The sequence below is a fragment of the Halomonas caseinilytica genome (assembly GCF_001662305.1).
Taxonomy (GTDB): Bacteria; Pseudomonadota; Gammaproteobacteria; order Pseudomonadales; family Halomonadaceae; genus Halomonas; species Halomonas caseinilytica.
The window spans coordinates 1-18,407 of record NZ_BDEP01000032.1 but is presented as its reverse complement, the minus strand read 5'-3'; the positions used below and the strand labels follow the sequence as shown (position 1 = coordinate 18,407).

The 18,407-nt window shown below is 62.3% G+C and carries 24 protein-coding genes; 7 read left to right on the top strand and 17 right to left on the bottom strand.

Annotation, left to right across the window (positions count from 1 at the left end; genetic code table 11):
* Positions 1–18: 18 nt before the first annotated feature.
* Positions 19–456: an ATP-dependent zinc protease family protein gene (locus A9O65_RS16685; RefSeq protein WP_064700760.1), complete on the bottom strand. Its 438-nt coding sequence runs from the start codon at positions 454–456 to the stop codon at positions 19–21.
* Between the two features lie 22 nt (positions 457–478).
* On the bottom strand, positions 479–1,504 hold the full coding sequence (locus A9O65_RS16680; protein ID WP_064702761.1) for a DUF3549 family protein: 1,026 nt from the start codon (positions 1,502–1,504) through the stop codon (positions 479–481).
* A gap of 332 nt (positions 1,505–1,836) precedes the next feature.
* Here A9O65_RS16680 and A9O65_RS16675 point away from each other — a divergent pair, with 332 nt between their 5' ends.
* The 5 genes from A9O65_RS16675 to A9O65_RS16655 all read left to right on the top strand — a co-directional run bounded on the left by A9O65_RS16675 (position 1,837) and on the right by A9O65_RS16655 (position 5,027).
* Positions 1,837–2,613 carry an amino acid ABC transporter substrate-binding protein gene (locus tag A9O65_RS16675; protein WP_082920072.1) on the top strand — a complete coding sequence of 259 codons (777 nt, stop codon included), beginning with the start codon at positions 1,837–1,839 and terminating at the stop codon, positions 2,611–2,613.
* An 18-nt stretch (positions 2,614–2,631) separates the two neighbouring features.
* The gene (locus A9O65_RS16670; RefSeq protein WP_064700758.1) at positions 2,632–3,306 is read left to right on the top strand and encodes an amino acid ABC transporter permease; all 675 of its coding nucleotides are present in this window, start codon (positions 2,632–2,634) and stop codon (positions 3,304–3,306) included.
* A complete protein-coding gene (locus A9O65_RS16665; protein ID WP_064700757.1) occupies positions 3,303–4,055 on the top strand; it encodes an amino acid ABC transporter ATP-binding protein in 753 nt (250 codons plus the stop codon). Before A9O65_RS16670 ends, A9O65_RS16665 begins: the two co-directional genes overlap by 4 nt.
* Before the next feature lie 66 nt (positions 4,056–4,121).
* Positions 4,122–4,454, top strand: a complete 333-nt coding sequence (locus tag A9O65_RS16660) for a YqcC family protein (RefSeq protein WP_064700786.1) — start codon at positions 4,122–4,124, stop codon at positions 4,452–4,454.
* A gap of 72 nt (positions 4,455–4,526) precedes the next feature.
* A complete protein-coding gene (locus tag A9O65_RS16655; RefSeq protein ID WP_064702760.1) occupies positions 4,527–5,027 on the top strand; it encodes a gamma-glutamylcyclotransferase family protein in 501 nt (166 codons plus the stop codon).
* Positions 5,028–5,149: 122 nt separating this feature from the next.
* Here A9O65_RS16655 and A9O65_RS16650 read toward each other — a convergent pair whose 3' ends face one another.
* Positions 5,150–5,743, bottom strand: coding sequence for an OmpW/AlkL family protein (locus A9O65_RS16650; protein WP_064702759.1), 594 nt, complete (start codon positions 5,741–5,743; stop codon positions 5,150–5,152).
* A gap of 281 nt (positions 5,744–6,024) precedes the next feature.
* On the opposite strand from A9O65_RS16650, the gene A9O65_RS16645 reads away from it, so the two are divergent.
* Positions 6,025–6,318 carry a hypothetical protein gene (locus A9O65_RS16645; RefSeq protein WP_137055344.1) on the top strand — a complete coding sequence of 98 codons (294 nt, stop codon included), beginning with the start codon at positions 6,025–6,027 and terminating at the stop codon, positions 6,316–6,318.
* Between the two features lie 65 nt (positions 6,319–6,383).
* On the opposite strand, the gene putP is transcribed toward A9O65_RS16645, so the two are convergent.
* The 8 genes from putP to A9O65_RS16610 all read right to left on the bottom strand — a co-directional run bounded on the left by putP (position 6,384) and on the right by A9O65_RS16610 (position 14,632).
* Positions 6,384–7,874 carry a sodium/proline symporter PutP gene (gene putP / locus A9O65_RS16640; protein WP_064700753.1) on the bottom strand — a complete coding sequence of 497 codons (1,491 nt, stop codon included), beginning with the start codon at positions 7,872–7,874 and terminating at the stop codon, positions 6,384–6,386.
* A gap of 181 nt (positions 7,875–8,055) precedes the next feature.
* Positions 8,056–11,247, bottom strand: a complete 3,192-nt coding sequence (gene putA, locus A9O65_RS16635; RefSeq protein WP_064700752.1) for a bifunctional proline dehydrogenase/L-glutamate gamma-semialdehyde dehydrogenase PutA — start codon at positions 11,245–11,247, stop codon at positions 8,056–8,058.
* Positions 11,248–11,433: 186 nt separating this feature from the next.
* Positions 11,434–12,234 carry a helix-turn-helix domain-containing protein gene (locus A9O65_RS16630; protein ID WP_064700751.1) on the bottom strand — a complete coding sequence of 267 codons (801 nt, stop codon included), beginning with the start codon at positions 12,232–12,234 and terminating at the stop codon, positions 11,434–11,436.
* A 67-nt stretch (positions 12,235–12,301) separates the two neighbouring features.
* On the bottom strand, positions 12,302–12,673 hold the full coding sequence (locus A9O65_RS16625; protein WP_064700750.1) for a hypothetical protein: 372 nt from the start codon (positions 12,671–12,673) through the stop codon (positions 12,302–12,304).
* Between the two features lie 205 nt (positions 12,674–12,878).
* Complete coding sequence (locus A9O65_RS17640) at positions 12,879–13,106, bottom strand: helix-turn-helix transcriptional regulator (RefSeq protein ID WP_064702758.1); 228 nt, start codon at positions 13,104–13,106, stop codon at positions 12,879–12,881.
* Positions 13,107–13,261: 155 nt separating this feature from the next.
* The gene (locus A9O65_RS16615) at positions 13,262–13,540 is read right to left on the bottom strand and encodes a hypothetical protein (RefSeq protein ID WP_064702757.1); all 279 of its coding nucleotides are present in this window, start codon (positions 13,538–13,540) and stop codon (positions 13,262–13,264) included.
* Positions 13,541–13,595: 55 nt separating this feature from the next.
* Positions 13,596–13,778 carry a hypothetical protein gene (locus A9O65_RS17300; RefSeq protein ID WP_139180714.1) on the bottom strand — a complete coding sequence of 61 codons (183 nt, stop codon included), beginning with the start codon at positions 13,776–13,778 and terminating at the stop codon, positions 13,596–13,598.
* A gap of 80 nt (positions 13,779–13,858) precedes the next feature.
* Positions 13,859–14,632, bottom strand: a complete 774-nt coding sequence (locus A9O65_RS16610) for an SDR family NAD(P)-dependent oxidoreductase (RefSeq protein ID WP_064702756.1) — start codon at positions 14,630–14,632, stop codon at positions 13,859–13,861.
* A gap of 96 nt (positions 14,633–14,728) precedes the next feature.
* Here A9O65_RS16610 and A9O65_RS16605 point away from each other — a divergent pair, with 96 nt between their 5' ends.
* Complete coding sequence (locus A9O65_RS16605; RefSeq protein WP_064702755.1) at positions 14,729–15,094, top strand: MerR family transcriptional regulator; 366 nt, start codon at positions 14,729–14,731, stop codon at positions 15,092–15,094.
* A gap of 285 nt (positions 15,095–15,379) precedes the next feature.
* Here A9O65_RS16605 and A9O65_RS16600 read toward each other — a convergent pair whose 3' ends face one another.
* The 6 genes from A9O65_RS16600 to A9O65_RS16575 all read right to left on the bottom strand — a co-directional run bounded on the left by A9O65_RS16600 (position 15,380) and on the right by A9O65_RS16575 (position 18,263).
* The gene (locus tag A9O65_RS16600; protein ID WP_064702754.1) at positions 15,380–16,267 is read right to left on the bottom strand and encodes an SPFH domain-containing protein; all 888 of its coding nucleotides are present in this window, start codon (positions 16,265–16,267) and stop codon (positions 15,380–15,382) included.
* Positions 16,260–17,045, bottom strand: a complete 786-nt coding sequence (locus A9O65_RS16595; protein ID WP_064702753.1) for a Rad52/Rad22 family DNA repair protein — start codon at positions 17,043–17,045, stop codon at positions 16,260–16,262. The genes A9O65_RS16600 and A9O65_RS16595 overlap by 8 nt, the downstream gene beginning before the upstream one ends.
* A 74-nt stretch (positions 17,046–17,119) precedes the next feature.
* The gene (locus tag A9O65_RS16590) at positions 17,120–17,515 is read right to left on the bottom strand and encodes a hypothetical protein (protein ID WP_064702752.1); all 396 of its coding nucleotides are present in this window, start codon (positions 17,513–17,515) and stop codon (positions 17,120–17,122) included.
* Positions 17,512–17,778: a hypothetical protein gene (locus tag A9O65_RS16585; RefSeq protein ID WP_064702751.1), complete on the bottom strand. Its 267-nt coding sequence runs from the start codon at positions 17,776–17,778 to the stop codon at positions 17,512–17,514. The genes A9O65_RS16590 and A9O65_RS16585 overlap by 4 nt, the downstream gene beginning before the upstream one ends.
* A complete protein-coding gene (locus A9O65_RS16580) occupies positions 17,775–18,050 on the bottom strand; it encodes a hypothetical protein (RefSeq protein ID WP_064702750.1) in 276 nt (91 codons plus the stop codon). The genes A9O65_RS16585 and A9O65_RS16580 overlap by 4 nt, the downstream gene beginning before the upstream one ends.
* Positions 18,051–18,053: 3 nt before the next feature.
* Positions 18,054–18,263 (bottom strand): hypothetical protein, encoded by a 210-nt coding sequence (locus tag A9O65_RS16575; RefSeq protein WP_064702749.1) that lies wholly within the window; start codon positions 18,261–18,263, stop codon positions 18,054–18,056.
* Positions 18,264–18,407 lie beyond the last annotated feature (144 nt).

Sequence of the window (18,407 nt, the reverse complement as noted above, 5' to 3'; positions counted from 1 at the left end):
CGGAGAGCAGGGTGAGCCTCAGGGCTCACCGTGCAGGAAGCCGGCGCCGGGCGCCACCAGCAGCCGGCGCAGGGCACGACGGCCCAGCAGCATCGGGTGGCGCATGTCGCGACGATCGGTGAGCGTCAGCTCGACCGGAAATTCCAGCTCACCCAGTTGCATGGGGGTGCGGATGACGTAACGCCACTCGGACTGGCCGTTGGAACTGGTGACACGGCGTCGGTCATGGAGCGGGAGGCGCTGCTCGTGGGGCGGACTTGCCGGACCTCCACCGCGCGTTGTAAAGCGCACCCAGGGGTGACCGTCATGCTCGAAGGTCTCGATGTCCTCGGCATGGAGCGCTGAGGTGCGTGCGCCGGTGTCGGCCTTGGCGCACAGTGTCAGGTTCAGCGCTGGCAAGGTGACCATCTCGCGGCGGCCAATCACCGCCTTGGCCTGATAGGGCAGCTCCTTCATGGCGCTTGGTGCCTCCTGTGGTTCAACGGGAAAGGCCAGCCAGGCGGCGGCCGATGGCGGATGCCGGCTCGGCGTCGCGCAGTGTCATCAGAACGGGCAGGCGCAGGCGAGGGATCAACGCCAAATCGCGTGCCACGGCGGTGAAATCGGCCCGGGGCTCTTCTGCCAGACGGAGCAGGAAGCGCGGGAGACGCTGGCCATCCTCCAGATGATGCCAGCCCCGGCCTGCCATGGCCGCCAGAAGATCGGGGCCGCACGCCTCGGTGTCGGCCAGCAGGGCGTCGTACCAGTCGCCCACCCACGTGGCTTCGGCGCCACTGACGGCTCGCACACAGGCGCAGAAGCCTTCGATGTCGCCGGTCTCGGCGGCCTTCTCGCCGCGTTGCCGCAGCGCATCGGCGAGCTCGTCACCGATGGCGACATGCTCCAGACAGTAGCATAGCGATACCAGGACCTCATCGGGCAGTGTTGGCAGGGTGTCGGCCAGCCGTTTCTGCTGGTCCGTATCCATGCGCGATGCGAAATCGGCCAGGCCCTGCAGGCCGAGCGCTCGCCAGTCCAGCGCCTGTTGCCCCTCTAGGTAAGCCTCCACCGGCTCCAGATGCTGGCTTGCTGGTTGATCGAGATCGTGACTCGCCCGAGCATGGAGCATGGCCTGGAAGGTCGTCGAGGGCGTGAAGGCCAGGGGATTGTCCTTCATCAGGTTGTCGATCCCGCTGCTATCCTCACGACCGAGACCCTCGACATTTCGGCCCAGAGTTTCCAGCAAGCGTTGCAGGAAGGCGTCCCGTGGGGCCGGGTCGAGCATTCCCTGTTCATCCAGGGGCAGGGCCAGGAACCAGATGAGGGGATCGTCGAGATCCCCCACCCGGAACACCATGGCCAGCCGTGCTTGTCCCTGCCAGGGAGCGGGCCAGGGACGTTCATCCTGTTCCAGCTCGCGCAATGTGTCGAGTGGGCAGGGCTCAACCCGGCGCCCCAGATGATAAAGCTTCACCTCGGCGCCGGTACGGACAAAGAAGTCATGTAGGCTGTCGATCGATTGCATGCGGTCTCCCAGGCTCGAAGCGTGCACTCTACATCGAGACCCAACCTCTGTCAGCCAACGCGGTACCGATTGGCAGGGCGATGATCATTCATTGATCAATGGCTCGAAAGGCCCATGATCTCTTGCCAGGCCAGACCTGTTCAGTGGTTATCCACAGGGACGTTCAGGACTTCTGTGCATGACATGACTGTGTCTCGAGGCTATGACAGGCATAATCAGCAGCTATTGGCCGCAGAGGGGGATTTTTCATACGGTTTGTGTAAAAATGGAATATGAAAAAGGTTTTTTATTCCTGATTTCTCTTTGTGGCGCGTAATGACAGGAGACCCATCATGTTGCGATTCCCAGGTTTTGCACGACACATCGCTCTGGCCCTGGTGTCCGCCGGGGCCATTACCGTGGCCGGCACGGCCCAGGCCGACGCTGAACCTCTCAAGGTCGGGATGTCCGGCGGCTATTTTCCGTTCACCTTCGTCGAGCAGGACACCCTGAAGGGTTTCGAGGTCGACGTGATGGAAGCCGTGGCCGACGAGATGGGCACCGAGGTGGCGTTCGAGACCGCCAATTTCTCCGGGCTCTTCGGCATGCTCGAGTCCGGGCGTATCGATACCATCGCCAACCAGATCACCATCACCGAGGAGCGCCAGGCCAAGTATGCCTTCACCGAACCCTATGTCTACGATGGGGCTCAGGTGGTGGTCAAGAAGGGCAACGAGACGATCTCCGGCGTCGAGGATCTGCGTGGAAAAAGTGTAGCGGTGAACCTGGGCTCCAACTATGAACAACTCTTGCGTGAGTTGCCCTATGCCGACGAGATCGATATCCGCACCTACGAGAGCAACATCGAGCAGGATACCGCCCTGGGCCGTGTGGATGCCTTCGTCATGGATCGGGTAAGTGCCAGCCAGGTGATCAAGGATAAGCCATTGCCGCTCGCACTGGCCGGCAAGCCGTTCTCGGAGATCCGCAATGCGCTGCCGTTCCGCGATACCGACGAAGGACGCGCGATGCGTGATCGAGTCGAGCAGGCGCTTGAGGCCTTGCGTGAGGACGGCACCCTGACGGAAATCTCCGAACGCTGGTTCGGTACCGATATCACGCGACCCTGATACGGTGCCGTGCCCGTTATGAATGTTCTCGATTTCGACTACATGCTGGGGCTGGTGCCCATCCTGTTGAGTTACCTGCCGCTGACCCTCGAGATGGCGGCAGCGGGGATGGCGCTGGCCCTCGTGCTGGCTTGCGGCCTGGCGGTGATCCGGGTGCTGAGAATCCCGGGGTTGAATGCGGCCACCATGCTGTTCATCTCCTTCTTCCGCGGCACCCCGCTACTGGTGCAGCTGTTTCTGTTCTATTACGGCTTGCCCCAGCTACTGGCCTTCCTGACCCAGATCAATGGCATCACGGCCACGATCATGGGGCTGACGCTGCACTTTTCGGCCTACATGGCGGAGTCGATCCGTGCGGCCATCGTTGGCGTCGACCGCAGCCAGACCGAGGCCGCCCTGTCCATCGGCATGACCAACGGTCAGCTGATGCGTCGCATCGTCTTGCCCCAGGCAACGCGGGTGGCGGTGCCCACCTTGATGAACTATTTCATCGACATGATCAAGGCGACGTCGCTGGCCTTTACCCTGGGAGTCACGGAACTGATGGGCGCGACCCAGAAGGAAGCGGCCGGCAGCTTTCTGTACTTCGAGGCCTTTCTCACCGTAGCGGTGGTCTACTGGATCATCGTCGAGTTGCTGGCCTGGGGGCAGCGCCGACTGGAGACCCGACTCAACAAGGCATACCGCAGATGATCGAAATAGCCAATCTGGTCAAGCGCTTCGATGGCACGCCGGTGCTCGACGGCATTGATCTCACCATCGAGCGTGGCGAAATCATCGTGGTGATCGGCCCTTCCGGGACCGGCAAGTCGACCCTGCTGCGTTGCTTGAATTTCCTCGAGCGGCCGGATGCCGGCAAGTTGACCCTTGGGGACCTGCAGATCGACGTCACGCGCGCCAGTCGAGCCGACATCCTGGCGGCGCGCCGGCGCACGGCCTTTGTTTTCCAGAACTATGCGCTGTTCGCCAACAAGACGGCGCTGGAAAACATTGCCGAGGGGCTGATCGTGGTCAACCGCTGGCCCAAGGCGAAGGCGCATGCTCGGGCCAGGGAGATTCTCGAGCGCATCGGGCTGGCCGACAAGGCGGATGCCTATCCGGCCTCGCTCTCCGGCGGGCAGCAGCAACGCGTGGGCATCGGCCGTGCCATGGCTGCCCAGGCTGAGGTGATCCTCTTCGATGAGCCGACATCATCGCTCGACCCGGAATGGGTCGAGGAAGTGCTGGCCCTGATGAAGCAGCTCGCCACCGAGCGCCAGACCATGCTGGTGGTGACCCACGAGATGGGGTTTGCCCAGGATGTGGCAGATCGAGTGGTGTTCATGGAAGGCGGTCATATCGTCGAGCAAGGGCCTCCCTCGCGGCTGTTCAATGCCCCCGAGGATCCTCGCACGCGGGATTTCCTGCGCAAGGTGCTGGCCGGTCAACCAAAGGCGCTCTGAGCGATGTTGGCCCAAGAGGGGCTGTCGCGGGATAATGGCGCCATTGATCGACTGGAGAAATATCCCATGAATGTTCACGAGGAACTCGACACGGCGCTGCGCGAGCTCGAGTCCACCATGCGAGCCGCCAACCTGTGGCGCGTGGAGCGTCCCGAGCCGGCAGCCTTCCAGAGCGCCCAACCGTTCTGCATCGATACCATGAGCCTGCCGCAATGGCTGCGTTTCGTGTTCATTGCCCGGCTCGATGCATTGGTCGAGGCGGAAAGCCCGATGCCGGCGAGTTGTGATGTAGCCCCGGCGGTGGAGGCGTATCTGACTCAGGAAGGAGCGCGCAACAGCGACCGGATCCTGATGGGCAAGGCCGTCGAGCGCATCGATCAACTGGTTACCGACAACTGAGAGAACGTGGATACGTCCGGTGCCTGGGCGGGCCACCATCGGCCGTATCGATCGACAGCCTCTGAGGTGTGAATGCCTTACTATTTCGCTTATGGCAGCAACATGAACCCGGCGCGAGTCGAGGCACGCATCGGTGCTACCCGGCGTGCCTTGCCGGGGGTGCTGGTCGATCACGTGCTACGGTTCGACAAGGCCTCGAAGGTGCCCGGTATCAGCCATGCCAACGTAGCTCCTCGGCAGGGGGCGCGTGTCGAAGGGGCGCTTTTCGAACTGGTGTCTCCCGAGCAGATCCATGACATGGATCCCTTCGAGGGATACCCGCACGATTATCGTCGCCATCGCCTGTCGGTCGAGACCGCTGAAGGCGCCATCGAGGCTTGGGTCTACATCGCCACGCCGGGTACGACCGCGGGAGCCTTGCGTCCCGCCCAGGAGTATCTCGAGCACCTGTTGCATGGCCAGGCGTTCCTCTCGGCCGAGTATCATGCCCGGCTGTCCGAGGTGCCGACAGTCGCCGGGCTGGATGACGAGACGCTGGCGGCCCTGGGCTTGTCGCGGCACAGCCATCGCTGAAGAGCCTTCTTGCTCGCGCAGGAACGACGAGGCCCTCCGATGTTGTCGGAGGGCCTCGTTGGTGGGCAGGCAATGAAAACGCCGCCGGACATGCCGGCGGCGTGGTTCGATGAGCGCGCGGCTTAGAAGCGGTAGGTCAGGCCGCCACCGACGGTGAGGGGATCGAGCTCGACCTTGCCCGCACCGTGGCCATGCATGTCGACGTCGCTGTCCACATCGGCGTAGTTGGCAAAGGCGCCGATCATGAAGTGGTCAGTCAGGGCCAGGTCCACGCCCACTTGGCCGGCGGCACCGTAGGAGTGATCGAGGTCCATGCCACTCACCGACTCATTGGAGAAGTGAGTGTAGTTGAGGCCGACACCCGCGTAGGGCTGGACCCGTGAGTCCGTACCACCCAGCGGATAGTAGTTGGCCATCAGGTTGACCGGGGTGCGGTCGAAGTGGCCGCCGGCCATGTCATGCTCGACAGCCTCGGTGCCGTTGAGCTCGACGCCGAACTTGTCGGTGAACAGGTAGCCAAGGCCGTAGGCGATGCCTTGCTCGTCGGACACATTGATGTCCTGGTTGGCGATCTCGCCGTTGTCGCTCTTCACGTCGGACTTGGCATAGCCGCCGCGGACATAGATGTCGCCTGCTTGATAAGCCATGGCTGCCTGGGTGGCGAAAAGGCCGATGGCGGCAAAGGCGGTAGCAGAGATCAGTCGAGTCGCTTTCATGAGGGGATCCTCCCTGTGGTGTTTCGGATGCTGACGTCGGCACGACTGTCGGCGTCATTCGCATCGTTCAGGAAGAATTATAGGAAACACTGTTTCTAAACGTCTTGTAAAAAAAATCTATGGTGTAGATAGCAATATATGGGGGGAATCAATGGAACTTTTCGCTAATGACGGCAATAAGAGACATCTCTTGTACAATATTTGCACATTGTGAATCATGACTCGCTAGCCGGCCAGGAATCGTCTTCACTGAAAGCGTGAAGACGGCGGTGGAGGCGACCGTGATGGTTTGGCCCCGGATCTCTCGAGCCCACCTCGATACCGGAACCTTGTTACTGGCAGCCGGCCTTTCGGCCTGGTTGCTGTGGCGCCCCGAACTGATACAGGGATTGCCGCTGGGCCTGCGCCTGCCCTTGGTGGTCCTGGGGTTCTGGGCTCTCGGCACCTCGTTCGCTCGGCCGCTGGTCGAGGAGGTGGGCATGCACCGGTTGGAAAGGCTGGTCAATGCTGGCTGGAGCCATGGAGCCTTGTGGGGGTTCGCTCTGGTACTCGTCGGACGTGCCTGGCTGCTTTAGCCGGCGACCAAAAAGGGCTCCCGCAGGAGCCCTCTTGTCGCTTCACGAGCGCGCTACGCGCGTTGTCAGCGAGAGATATGCTTGTATTCACCGGCATCGCTGGTCACGCTGCTCACCACCAGAATGGCAATGAAGGCGGCGATGAAGCCGGGGATGATCTCGTACACACCGGGACCGCCCATGAACTCGGCGTTCCAGCCCAGCGAGATCCAGATCATGACGGTGGCGGCACCCACGATCATGCCGGCGATGGCGCCTGCGCCGTTCGTGCGCGACCACATCAGCGACAGAATGATGAGCGGGCCGAACGCCGCGCCGAAGCCTGCCCAGGCGTTACTGACCAGCCCCAGCACCTGGGAGTTCGGGTCCGAGGCAATGACGGCGGCAATGATCCCCACCAGGATGACACTGATTCGGCCCACGCCGACGGTTTCCTTTTCCGTTGCCTCCTTACGCAGGAAGAGACGATAGAAATCCTCGGTCAGTGATGAAGACGCCACCAGGAGTTGGCTGGAAATGGTGCTCATGATCGCAGCAAGCAGCGCCGCGTAGAGGAAGCCGGTGACGAGCGGATGGAACAGCAGGTTCGCCAGGATGATGAAGATCGTTTCCGGATCCTGGATATCCATGCCATTACGGACCGCATAGGCCCGGCCGAACAGCCCCAGAGAGACCGCGCCGATCAGGGAGATGAGCATCCAGCTCATGCCGATGTTACGGGCCACGGGAACATCCTGCAGTTTCCGGATGGCCATGAAGCGCACAATGATGTGCGGTTGCCCGAAATAGCCCAGCCCCCAGGTCACTGCAGACAGCCAGCCGATGAAGGTCAGTCCCTCCGTCCACGACAGCAGGGTAGGGTCGACCTCATTGAGGGTTTGTGACGCTTGGGCGAAGCCGCCGCCGCCTTCGCCAAAGAGCACCACCGCCGGCATGATCACCAGGGCCAGCATCATGATGCAGCCTTGCACGAAGTCCGTCATGCTCACGGCCAGAAAGCCACCCACGACGGTATAGACGAGCACCACGCCCAGCGTGATGATGATGCCCGATGCATAGTCGCTCAAACCGCCAATGTTGAGGATGCCGGAAAACGCGCTTTCGAACAGCTTGCCGCCTGCCACCAGGCCTGAGGCCGTGTAGATCGCAAAAAACACAACGATGACGACCGCCGACACTGTTCTCAACGACATGGCTCGGGTCGGAAAGCGGTTGGCCAGGAACTCCGGAATGGTGATCGCATTGCCATAGTGGACCGTCTGTTCGCGAAGTCGCGGTGCGACCAGCACCCAGTTGAAGAAGGCGCCCACGAGCAGGCCGATGCCGATCCATGCAGAGCCCAGGCCGGAGGCGAACATCGCCCCGGGCAGGCCCAGCAGGAGCCAGCCGCTCATGTCCGATGCACCGGCTGAAAGGGCAGCCACCTGGGGGCTGAGGCCTCGGCCACCCAGGATGTAATCTTCGGATGTGGAGGTCGCCTTGCGCATGGCATACACGCCGATGGCGACCATGAGCGCAAAGTAAGCGAATAGACTGATCCAAACACCAATAGCCATAAAAACTTCTCCAGTTTATTAGGCCGGACGTAGCTCCGACGGATTGTTGGTACGTATGCAGGCCAGCACGTCGACGGCGAGCATCATGCCCGAGGAGCGTGCGACCATAAAGCCGGCGGTGGCACGCTTTTCCATCATGAGTGGCTCCCCTTGGTTTGTTGTTGTTGACAATGCCCGAGGCTCAATCGTCCCCCATGGCAAGCAGTGACGCATTGCCGCCCAGGGCGGCGGTGTTGATGGTCACGGTCTTTTCCGTCGCGAACCGCAGCAGGTAGTGCGGCCCGCCCGCCTTGGGTCCCGTGCCGGAGAAGCCCTGGCCACCGAAGGGCTGGACACCGACCACGGCTCCGATGATGTCGCGATTGACGTAGACGTTGCCGACACGAATCCGGCGGGCGATTTCCTCGGCGAAGGATTCGTTGCGGCTGTGCACGCCGAAGGTCAGGCCATAACCGCGGGCATTGATCGAGTCGATGACGTCGTCCAGCTCCTGGGACTTGTAGCGCACGATGTGCAGGATCGGCCCGAACTGTTCACGCTCGAGTGCCTCGATGCCATCGATCTGGAAGGCCGTCGGCGCGATGAAGGTGCCATCGGCGGTATGGGTGGCGTCGAGCCTCGTCTCCGCGATCAGGCGTCCCTCGCCCTTGAGCTTGTCGATATGTGCCTGCAGGCCTTTGCGCGCTTCCTCGTCGATCACCGGTCCCACGTCGGTGCCCAGGTCGCGCGGGTCACCCACATGCAGTTCGGCCATGGCACCCTTGAGGATCTCGATGACCCGGTCGGCGACGTCGTCCTGCAGGTACAGGACGCGCAGGGCGGAACAGCGCTGGCCGGCACTCTGGAAGGCCGAGTGGATGACATCGTTCACGACCTGCTCGGGCAGGGCGGTGGAATCGACGATCATGGCATTCATGCCGCCGGTCTCGGCCACCAGGGTGGGCAGCGGGGCGTTCTCGCGATTGGCCAGGGAACGGTTGATGACCTGGGCGGTGTCGGTGCCGCCGGTGAAGACCACGCCGGTGATGCGTGGATCGCCAGTCAGCACGCTGCCCACGGTGGGGCCATCGCCAGGCAACAGTTGCACCACGTCTCGGGGCATGCCGGCCTGATACAGGAGCTCGACGACCCGGTGGGCGATGATGGAGGTCTGTTCCGCGGGCTTGGCCAGGACGGTGTTGCCGGCCACGGCGGTGGCCACCATCTGGCCGCAGAAGATCGCCACCGGGAAGTTCCAGGGGCTGATCGCCGCGAAGACGCCCTTGCCGCTCATCACCAGCTCGTTGGATTCGCCCGTCGGGCCCGGCAGCTGGATCGGCTCGCCAAAGAGTTCCTCGGCCTTGGCGGCGTAGTAGCGACAGAAGTCCACGGCTTCACGAATCTCGTCGACGCCGTCGGTGAGCAGCTTGCCGCCCTCTCGGGAACACAGTGCCATCAGTTCGGGCATGTGCTCTTCCATCAGCTCGGCGAAGCGGCGCAGGATGGCGGCTCGATCGGCGACCGGGGTGGCGTCCCAGCGCGGGAAGGCCGCCCAGGCGGCATCCACGGCGCGCTCGGCTTGCTCCTTGCTGGTCCAGAGCACGCTGCCGACTGTCTTGCGGCGGTCATAGGGGCAGGTGACGTCATGCACCAGTGCCGGGTCGGTGGCGACGTCGAAGGCCAGTAGTGGACGTGCCTCGTAGGTGGTATCCATGCACTGCTTCATGGCCCGCATCAGCGGGTCGTAGTGGCTGCGGATATTGAGATTGACGCCCCGGGAGTTGAGACGCTTCTCGCCGTAGATGTCGCGTGGCAGAGGGATCTGGGGATTGGCGAGGCTGTCGTGGTGACGCAGCGTTTCCACTGGGTGCACGCACAAAGATTCCACCGGCACCTTGGGGTCGACCAGCTGGTGGACGAAGGACGAGTTGGCGCCGTTCTCGAGCAGGCGGCGCACCAGGTAGGGCAGCAGATCCTTGTGGGCGCCCACCGGTGCGTAGATGCGGCAGTAGGTTCCCTGGGGAGCCCGCTTGAGCGCGGCGGCATAGAGTGCCTCGCCCATGCCGTGGAGGCGCTGGAACTCGAAGGGGCGGTCAGCCTCGTTGGCCACCTCGAGGATGGTGCTGATGGTGTGGGCGTTATGGGTGGCGAACTGCGGGAAGATTCGTCCTCGGGTGGCATCCGAGAGCAGGAAGCGCGCGCACACCAGATAGGCGACATCGGTGGCTGCCTTGCGTGTGTAGACCGGATAACCCTCGACGCCGAGCTGCTGGGATTCCTTGATCTCGGTGTCCCAGTAGGCACCCTTGACCAGTCGCAGGGGAATGGCATCGCCTTGGGTCTCGGCCAGGCGATTGATGTAGTGCAGCACCGGCAGGGCGCGCTTGGCGTAAGCCTGGACGACCAGGCCGAAATGTCCCCAGCCACGGCAGGTATCGTGCTCGTAGACGGCGCGGAACACTTCCAGAGAGAGTTCCAGGCGGTCGACTTCCTCGGCATCGATGGTCACGGCGACATCGCGTTCGCGAGCCATGGTGACCAGCTCCAGAGTGCTGGCGACGAGCTCTTCGAGGATCTGCTCACGACGGCCGAACTCATAGCGCGGATGCAGTGCGGAGAGCTTGATGGAAATCGACGGTGGCGGTGTCTTGTCCGACAGTCGGGCGCTGGCCTTGCCGACTCGCTCGATGGCGCGGGCATAGTCGTCGAAGTAACGCTTGGCGTCGTCGCGGGTCCGGGCAGCTTCTCCCAGCATGTCGTAGGAGTAGGTGTAGCCCTTGTCGAACAAGGGTTTGGATCGCTTGAGCGCCTCGTCGATGTCACGCCCCAGCACGAACTGCTTGCCCATGACCTTCATCGCCTCGACCATGGCCCGGCGGATCACTGGCTCGCCCATGCGGTTGACCATCTTGTTGATGAAGCCGGAGGGGCGCCCTTCGTGAGGCTTGTCCATGGTCACCACGCGGCCCGTCATCAGCAGCCCCCAAGTGGAGGCATTGACCATCCAGGACTCGCTCTGACCCAGGTAGGATTTCCAGTCGGCAGGGCCGAGCTTGTCCTCGATCAAGGCATCGGCGGTGGCCTTGTCGGGAATGCGCAGCATGGCTTCTGCCAGGCACATCAGCATCAGGCCTTCATGGGTATCCAGGCTGTATTGCTGGAGAAGCTCGTCGATGGTGTCCACCGCCGTGTCCATCTCGCGGATCTCGCGCACCAGTTCCGCCGTCTTGTCGGCGATGCGCGCGAAGTCGCGCTCGTTGGCATCGAGCGCCTTGATCAGTTCCTCGACATAGGCCTCCTCGTCGACCACATAGTGATCGCTGATATTGGCGAAAAGCGTATCGAGTTCCTGGCGCCAAGTGGCGTTATCCAGCATGTCGTTGGCATTGAGCATGAATCTTCCCCGGTCTGAAGCCCGTCGTCACAGGAGGTGGTTCGTTCCGCCGGCATCAGCTGTCGGCGGACCAAGGGCATCCTATGAGAGTAGGGGGCATTGTTGGGCTCTGCTTGTCGAATCCACGGATGGATTTGACGATTTCAATGCTGTTAACGAAATATGAAGAAAAGGTTAGACGTTCGTCTAATCGTGAAGCGCCGGTGCGCCGAGGGATCGGGACGGTGCGGAGCGCAAGCGGCTCGGGGGATGCCCGAAGGCGCGGCGAAAGGCCCTGGAGAAGGCGCTCTGGTTGGCGAAGCCGGTCAGGGCGGCGATCTCCGAGAGTGGCAGGTGACTCTCGCGGAGCAGGCGTTCCGAGGTATCGAGGCGCCGGCGCAGCACGTACTGCCAGGGTGAGAGGCCGGTCTGATCGCGGAAGCGTGCCGTGAAGTGGGTCTCGCTCAGGCAGGCCTCGGCCGCCAGGTCGGCGACTCGCAGAGGCGCCCCCAGGTGGCGGTCGATGAAGCGATCCAGAGCGGCAAGATCGAGATGGCGCCCCCGAGAGGGCGGCTCCTGGGCCAGACGGGCATGCAGGGAGCCGAGCAGTGTCGTGGCCAGACGTTCCTGCTGCAAGGCGCTCAGTCGACCTTGCTGGGAAAGCAGCCCCAGCTCGTGAATCATGAAGTCAAGGTAGCGCTCCAGGGGAGCATCCAGCGAGAAGAAGCGAGGGGCGTCGAACAGGCGTACCAGCTCATGCTGATGGCCGGTGAGCGACAGCGCATCTTCCGGCAGGTCGAGGATCAGTTGGTGGTTGTCGCCGGTGCCGGCGTAGTAGTGGACGTGGTTGGCCGGCACGATACAGCCGGACAGTGCCGAAATGGAGCCTCCAAGCCCTTCGATCTCGAATTCCGCCTGGCCGCGCAAGCCGATCACGATCTGATGGAAGTCATGGGCATGGTGATGAACGGCGGTGTCTAGGGGGATCTGGCGGATCGCGCTGGTCATCGCGGGCCTCCGGCGGGGCGAATCCGTGGCATGCACGCTGACATGATAACGGATTCCGCGTTGACGCTCATTCCCCTTCCCGATCACGCCTGAGTCGGGTGCGCGCCGCCAGGTGATCGCGCAGGGCGGCAAGCTCCGCCTGGCCGTCGGCATCGAGAAGCGGCTTGCCCCTTGCCACGCGTCCGTGACGGCCGTGTTCGTCCATCAAGTAGCGGGCGCGACGGCGAACGCTTTCGAGGTATTCGTCATGGCGGATCGGGTAGCCGATGACGGCATTCCACTCGGTCTCGCCGACGCGATTCTCGAGCGCCTTGTCGAACAGGTTCAGCAGGTGCTCGGGTTCGGTGCGATAGCGCGGCGTATGGGACAACAGCAGGATGACGACCATGCCGCCGAAGATCAGCATGCAGACGGCGAAGACGGTCAGGAACAGGGCCATGGAACGCTCGGGGCCGGCAGGCGGCGCGACAGGCTCGAAAGTGGAGCGGGTGAAGGGAATCCAATAAGCCCGTGGTTAGTAGGTAGACAGCGTGAAAATTCGGTTGCCATACACCATGCCATACACGGTATTGTCTGCTGGAATCTCCCTCCCGCAGCGAATACCAGCATCCTATCATGTGCCGCCGGCAGGGGCAGCCCGCAGGCTACCCGCGCCGTGCTCGCTCCAAGCGCTGGCGCATCCACTGATCGACCTCATGCTCGATCCAGTAGTTGGGCGCCTGCAGGGAATCCCCATCTTTGAACGGCCTGGGGAAGCTTGGATCTTGGTCGACAAGTTCGTATAGCTTCGAGCGTGACACGGAGAGTTTTTTGCACATCTCCCGCGCTTTCAAGAAGCGAAGCGGTGCCTGTTCAGTAGCTTGTTGCTGCATCTTCAATCCCCCACACGTCTCCGTCCGCCATGGCCGAGCCCTCCGGACCCTCGCCACTGCTGTTCGCGCTGCACCCAGTCCGGTGACTCGTCGCGTTTTGCTTGATGATCTCCTGCACCTCGGGTAGGGCGGCGAGCTGGCGCAGCCGGTCTTGATCATGATTCACCTCGCTTGTATGACGGGAGGCCCGCCTGCGTGCCGGCTCCCGTGATGTATCCCTTGCGCAGCCAATCCCGAATCGTCGCCTCGGCCAGCGTGGCCGCGTGACGCTCGGCTCGACCGCCTCGGCTGGCGATGCAGCGGCTGAGGTCCGGCATCGTGAACGGCATCGGCAGCCGCCAGCGCAGTATCTCGAGCTGATAGCGCGTATTGAGCCGGGCGCGGCAGCCTGGTGGCTGGACCAGGGCGAGGCTCGGCTTGAATGATGTGGTCATGTAGCCTCCATGAAAAAGCCGCCTCAGTGGGCGGCCCGGCGTAGTTGGTAGCAGGTCACGCGATCACCGAGCAGGTCGGTGCCCGCCGATTCGATCTCGCCTCGGGATGCAAGCGACTGGATGGTCCGCGCATGCACTGGCGTGCCATCCAGAAGCCTCCCCCCCCAATCACGAAATGGGCCTTCTGGCCTCGCTGCATCGACTGGAGCAGGCGCTCTTGTGGCTTGGTGTGAGTCATGGCGATCTCCCATGAAAAAGGCCACCGAGTGGTGGCCTAGGATGAGAGCGGAAGAGAGGGCTATAGCGAGTTCCTGAAATTCATTTCACTGAATAGCCTCCATCGACAACCAGGTTGTGTCCGGTGACATAGCTTGCGGCATCACTGGCCAGGAATACGGCTGGATTGGCAAACTCCTCGACACGTCCTCGACGCTCTAATGGTGTGGCGGTTCGAATATCATCCTCTAGATCACCGTCTCCTGCGGCGACGTCAGCTCCGTCTTCGGGGACGTGTTCAGTAAAGCCAGGATTGATGGTATTGACTCGGATGCCGTTCTGTCCCCACTCAATGGCAAGGTTACGAGCCATCATATCGACCCCACCCTTTGCGGTAGCCACGCCGATCAAGTCGGTGTAGCCGACGGTGCTGGAGTTGGCAGAGATCATGATGATCGAACCGTTCCTCTGTTTGGCCATTGTCTTATAAGCGGCCTGGCTCAGATAAAAGCATCCCGACATTTCAGTGTTGATGACGCGCGACCACTCAGAGGGCGTCATGTCTGCTGCGGGCCCTTGGATATTGGTGGCTGCATTACACACCAGAATATCTAGCTGTCCGAACTCGTCCTCTGCTTTTGATATCAGTGCGGCGCATGATGCTGGGTCCGAGATATCAACAGACGCCCGTAAGGCTTGGCCTCCTGAATTTTCAATTTCCGCGGCGGTATCAGATAGATGCTCTGGCGTCCTGGAAGCCAAAAGGACTTTCGCCCCAGCAGAAGCCAGCCCAAGGGCGATCGCTTTGCCAAGTCCGCGACCTGCGCCGGTGACGATGGCGCTCTTGCCGTCCAGGTTGAATGCTTCGAGTGGCATGCTTTTCTCCTCGTTCGATGGGTTGCTCGATCCACGAAGGAATGCTAAACCTTGACATTCTGTTAAGGTCAATACGCTGATTTCGAGTAGGAAGCTATGAGGATTGGAGAGCTGTCACGCCAACTGGGGATTAGCGAGCGTATGCTGCGCTACTATGAGCAAGAAGGTCTCCTTACCCCTGCTAGGACAGAGTCGGGGTATCGCGACTACGATGACAGCACCGCATTGGTAGCCAAGCGTATTGGCATGCTCCGTGCTGCTGGACTGAAGTTAGAGTCCATTCGTGAGCTGCTACCGTGCATATTGGATGACCAGCCGGTCTTTGATCCTTGTCTAGAGGTTAGGGAAACCCTTCACAAGGAAGCTGAGAACTTGGATCGAAAGCTGCGTGATTTGCAGGAGTGCCGAGACGTCATATCGGGCTATCTCAGAAGCCTAGATCAGCGTCCTCCGGCATCTTGAGTCGCATCACTATGGTCAGTGGCTAACTGAACGACGTCGCCTCGAAGGTGCAATGAATGATCCCCGTCTCGTGGGGAGGCCGGCATTGCCTACCGCTGCCACGCACGTGGTCCGCCCGTCAGCGCCACTCCGACCGATCTGCCAGACTGGTGACGAGGTAGGGCGGGGAGTTCGCGGTATCGCCGCTGCTCGTGGATATTGGGGGTTGCTGTCCCGGCCGGCCCGTCCTGGCGAGCAGCCTCGGTTTGCGGTCGGGGGGATGTTGTTCCCGGCGAGGCCGGGCGGTTACTGGCTCAGGCGGGTATGACGGATGTCGCCGCGCTGAATGGCCGACAGCACATCGACGGCCTGGCTGGCATCGAGTCCGGCGACCGTCTGCAGATCCTCTAGGGCCTCGCCAAACGGATCGGCGGCCGGCACGTCCTGCAGGGTGCTACCTAGCCCCTCCCAGTCGTCGGGGTCTTCCTGGCTGAACGCGGTGCCGCCGGTCGTGGCAACATCGTTGGGAGCGGGAGCGGACGTCTCGGCCGGCGCTTGTGCGGCGCGCAAGCGATCCAGCTCCGCACGTTCCCGTTCGATCTCCTCTCGTTCAGCGGCCAGACGCTCACGCTCGAGGGCGGCGGCGTGCCGTTCGCGTAGAGTGGCCAGCACCCGAGCCTTTTCGTCCTCGGCATCCTTGGTGATGTCGAAATAGCCGTCGGTGTCGATGGCCTCGGCCTCTCCGATCAGATCGGCCAGCCCGGTGGAGTCGAGCCCTTCGGCGGTATCGAGGTAGCTGGTGACTTCCTTCTCGAGACGTTCGCGCAACTGGGCAATGCGCGCCTCCTTGGCACGTTGCTCGGCCTCGTCCACCTCGCGTTTGGCCTCCCGATGCGGGGCTTCCAGTTGCTCGACTTCACCGATCAGGCCCTTCGCACGCTGATTTACCATTTCGATGAAATCGCGGTGAGGCTTGGTGATCGCGAGGCGGGCTTTGTCAGTGCCGGTGCGCATCTTGGTCAGCGCCTGGATGGCCTGCTTGCCGGTTTTGTAGCCTTCCTTGGTGGAGTAGTCCGGCACGGTGCCGTACTTCTCGCGGAGTTCGGCCATCTGTTGCTCGGCGTTGTCGAGTTCGACCAGCTCGGCGGCGTAGGGCTGCGGAGCGTTTTGCAGTTGTTCGGCGGCATTACCCATGGCTCTCGGCCTCCTGTTCGGTTTGCTGTTGACGTTCTACCTTGGCGCGCTCGATACCCTCCTCGGCAGCCTTCTGGATCATGGCGGCGCCCTTGGCGCCATCGACACGGGCCATGCTGGCCTTATCCGGAACGCGCTGGAGGATGCGTTCGGCGGCGAGTTGGATGCTGCGAGGGTGAGGAATCTTGTTGCGCAGGGTGTCGCATTCGCGGTGCAGCCAGTCCTGGTACTCCTGGCGGTAGCGCTCGATCTCGGCGTCGGCATCCTCGGCTTGGGCGATACGGGTCTCGGCCTCGCGGGCGGCCCGGTAATCCTGGTCGTCGAACATGCCGGTAAAGATGTCGGCAGCGAAGCCGAGCAGCGACAGGCACTTCTTCATGGCGTCCGATACCGACTTCTTGGGCGCCTCGCCATCGGTCATCCACGATCCTTTGTTCGTGCGATAGACCGCCCGGGTGTGACCGAACTGGGTCACTTCGCCTTTCTCCCCGTGCCAGCGATACCAGAGCATGAGGCGAACGGTGTGTGTCAGCTCGTGGGCCTTCACCTCACCGGTCTGTGGGTCGAGAATCGGGGCACCCTGGTCGTAACGCTCTTCTTCGATCTGATATCCCCAGCCCAGGCCCATCGGGCCGAAAACCTGAGTGGCCAGCCGGATCATGTGCATGGTGTCGATCGCGGTGATCTGCTGGCCGTTGACGTTGGCCTGCTTCACCACGTTCGTCGGTGTTTTCTCTACCTGGTGCCATAGCGTCAGGTGGTCAGTGTCCTGGGTCATGAGCTATGCTCCCTGTGATTCGTATGGACGCGGATCATCCGGTCCGCTCCTGTATCTGCAGGAGTGGGCCTTCTTTATTCGCCTCGGGCCTTGGCGAGTGCGGCGCGGGCCTTGTCCTGTGCTGGGCCGCTGCCTTCGCATACGCTCCGCTCTACAGCTGCGAGTAAATCGTCGAGCGCCTCGTACAGATCCTCACCAGCTTTTCGCTTCATGCCTCGGGCGTCCGAGATGCGGCGCTGTTCTGATACCAGGTCATCAACATCGCCCTCCCTGAACCACTGGCGGCACAGGCTGTTGAAGTTCTTGTGCTTCGGTATCCATGGCCGGCCTTCGCCGCTGACGGACAGTTTTCCGAGTTCGCGCGGCTCCAGGTCCTTGGTCCAGACCATGACCGTGCCGTCGCTGTAAAGCTGAAAGCGCACGCCTTCCTTGTGATATTCCGGGTAGACCCGAGAAGGTTGCTCGATCATGCCGCCTCCTCCATTCCGCGCTCATCAACCACCGCGATAGCCCAAGCCTTGAGCTCGGCAACGCCGTCTTTTGTCTGGATGTAGCGCTCGACCATGTGGCCGACTGTCAGGTTGATGTCGATGTCAGCAATGCTCGCGCCCAGCAAGCCTTCCTCGACCAGGTGCGTGGCGAAATCAGTCACCGCCTCGGGGTCACCGTCCGTTACGGCGTCGTATGCCTGCTGCTCTCGGGGCGAGAGGGGGTAGCGATAGTCGATGCTCATGCCGCTCTCCCTTGAATTCGTGAGCTCAGGTAGTGATCCAGGGCGAGCTCTACGGCTCGACTCATGTCGCGTGATGGCCGGTTCCCGCCCTCGCTGAATGCCTTGGCGGCCGCCGTGGCGAATGCGTCCCACAGAGCAGGCTCGTGTTGCTGGACGTGCTGCAGGGCTGCGCTCACGGTCGCGTCGCCGCCGACGCAGGTATTCGGGTCGCCGCATTGCTCGCGGATATGCTCGATGTCGCGCCAATGCCGGCTCCATTCGCTGGTGTGCATGGCTCACCTCCAGATCTGAATCAGCGGCTCGGCCTGGCCGTGCCAGCGCCGGGAGAAATCAGCAGCCCGCGCCGCATTGGCCGGGTCTTTCGGCTCGGTCCAGCGACAGCCGATGATCGGCTTCTCTGGCGCCTTGATGACCTTGCCCTTCGCTCGGGCCTGGCGGCGGGCCTCGATGACCCGGGCTCGCCGCTCTCGAAGATTCGGTTCCATGTCGCCCTCCTCTCGGGGTCAAAAAAGCCGCCCGGAGGCGGCAAGCGGGGGAATCGATGACCGGCTCTCGCCGGGATGCGGATGCATCGGGAAACCGGCTCTGTCGCTTCCCGCCAGTTGTTCGGGGCTGCGATACCCCGGCCC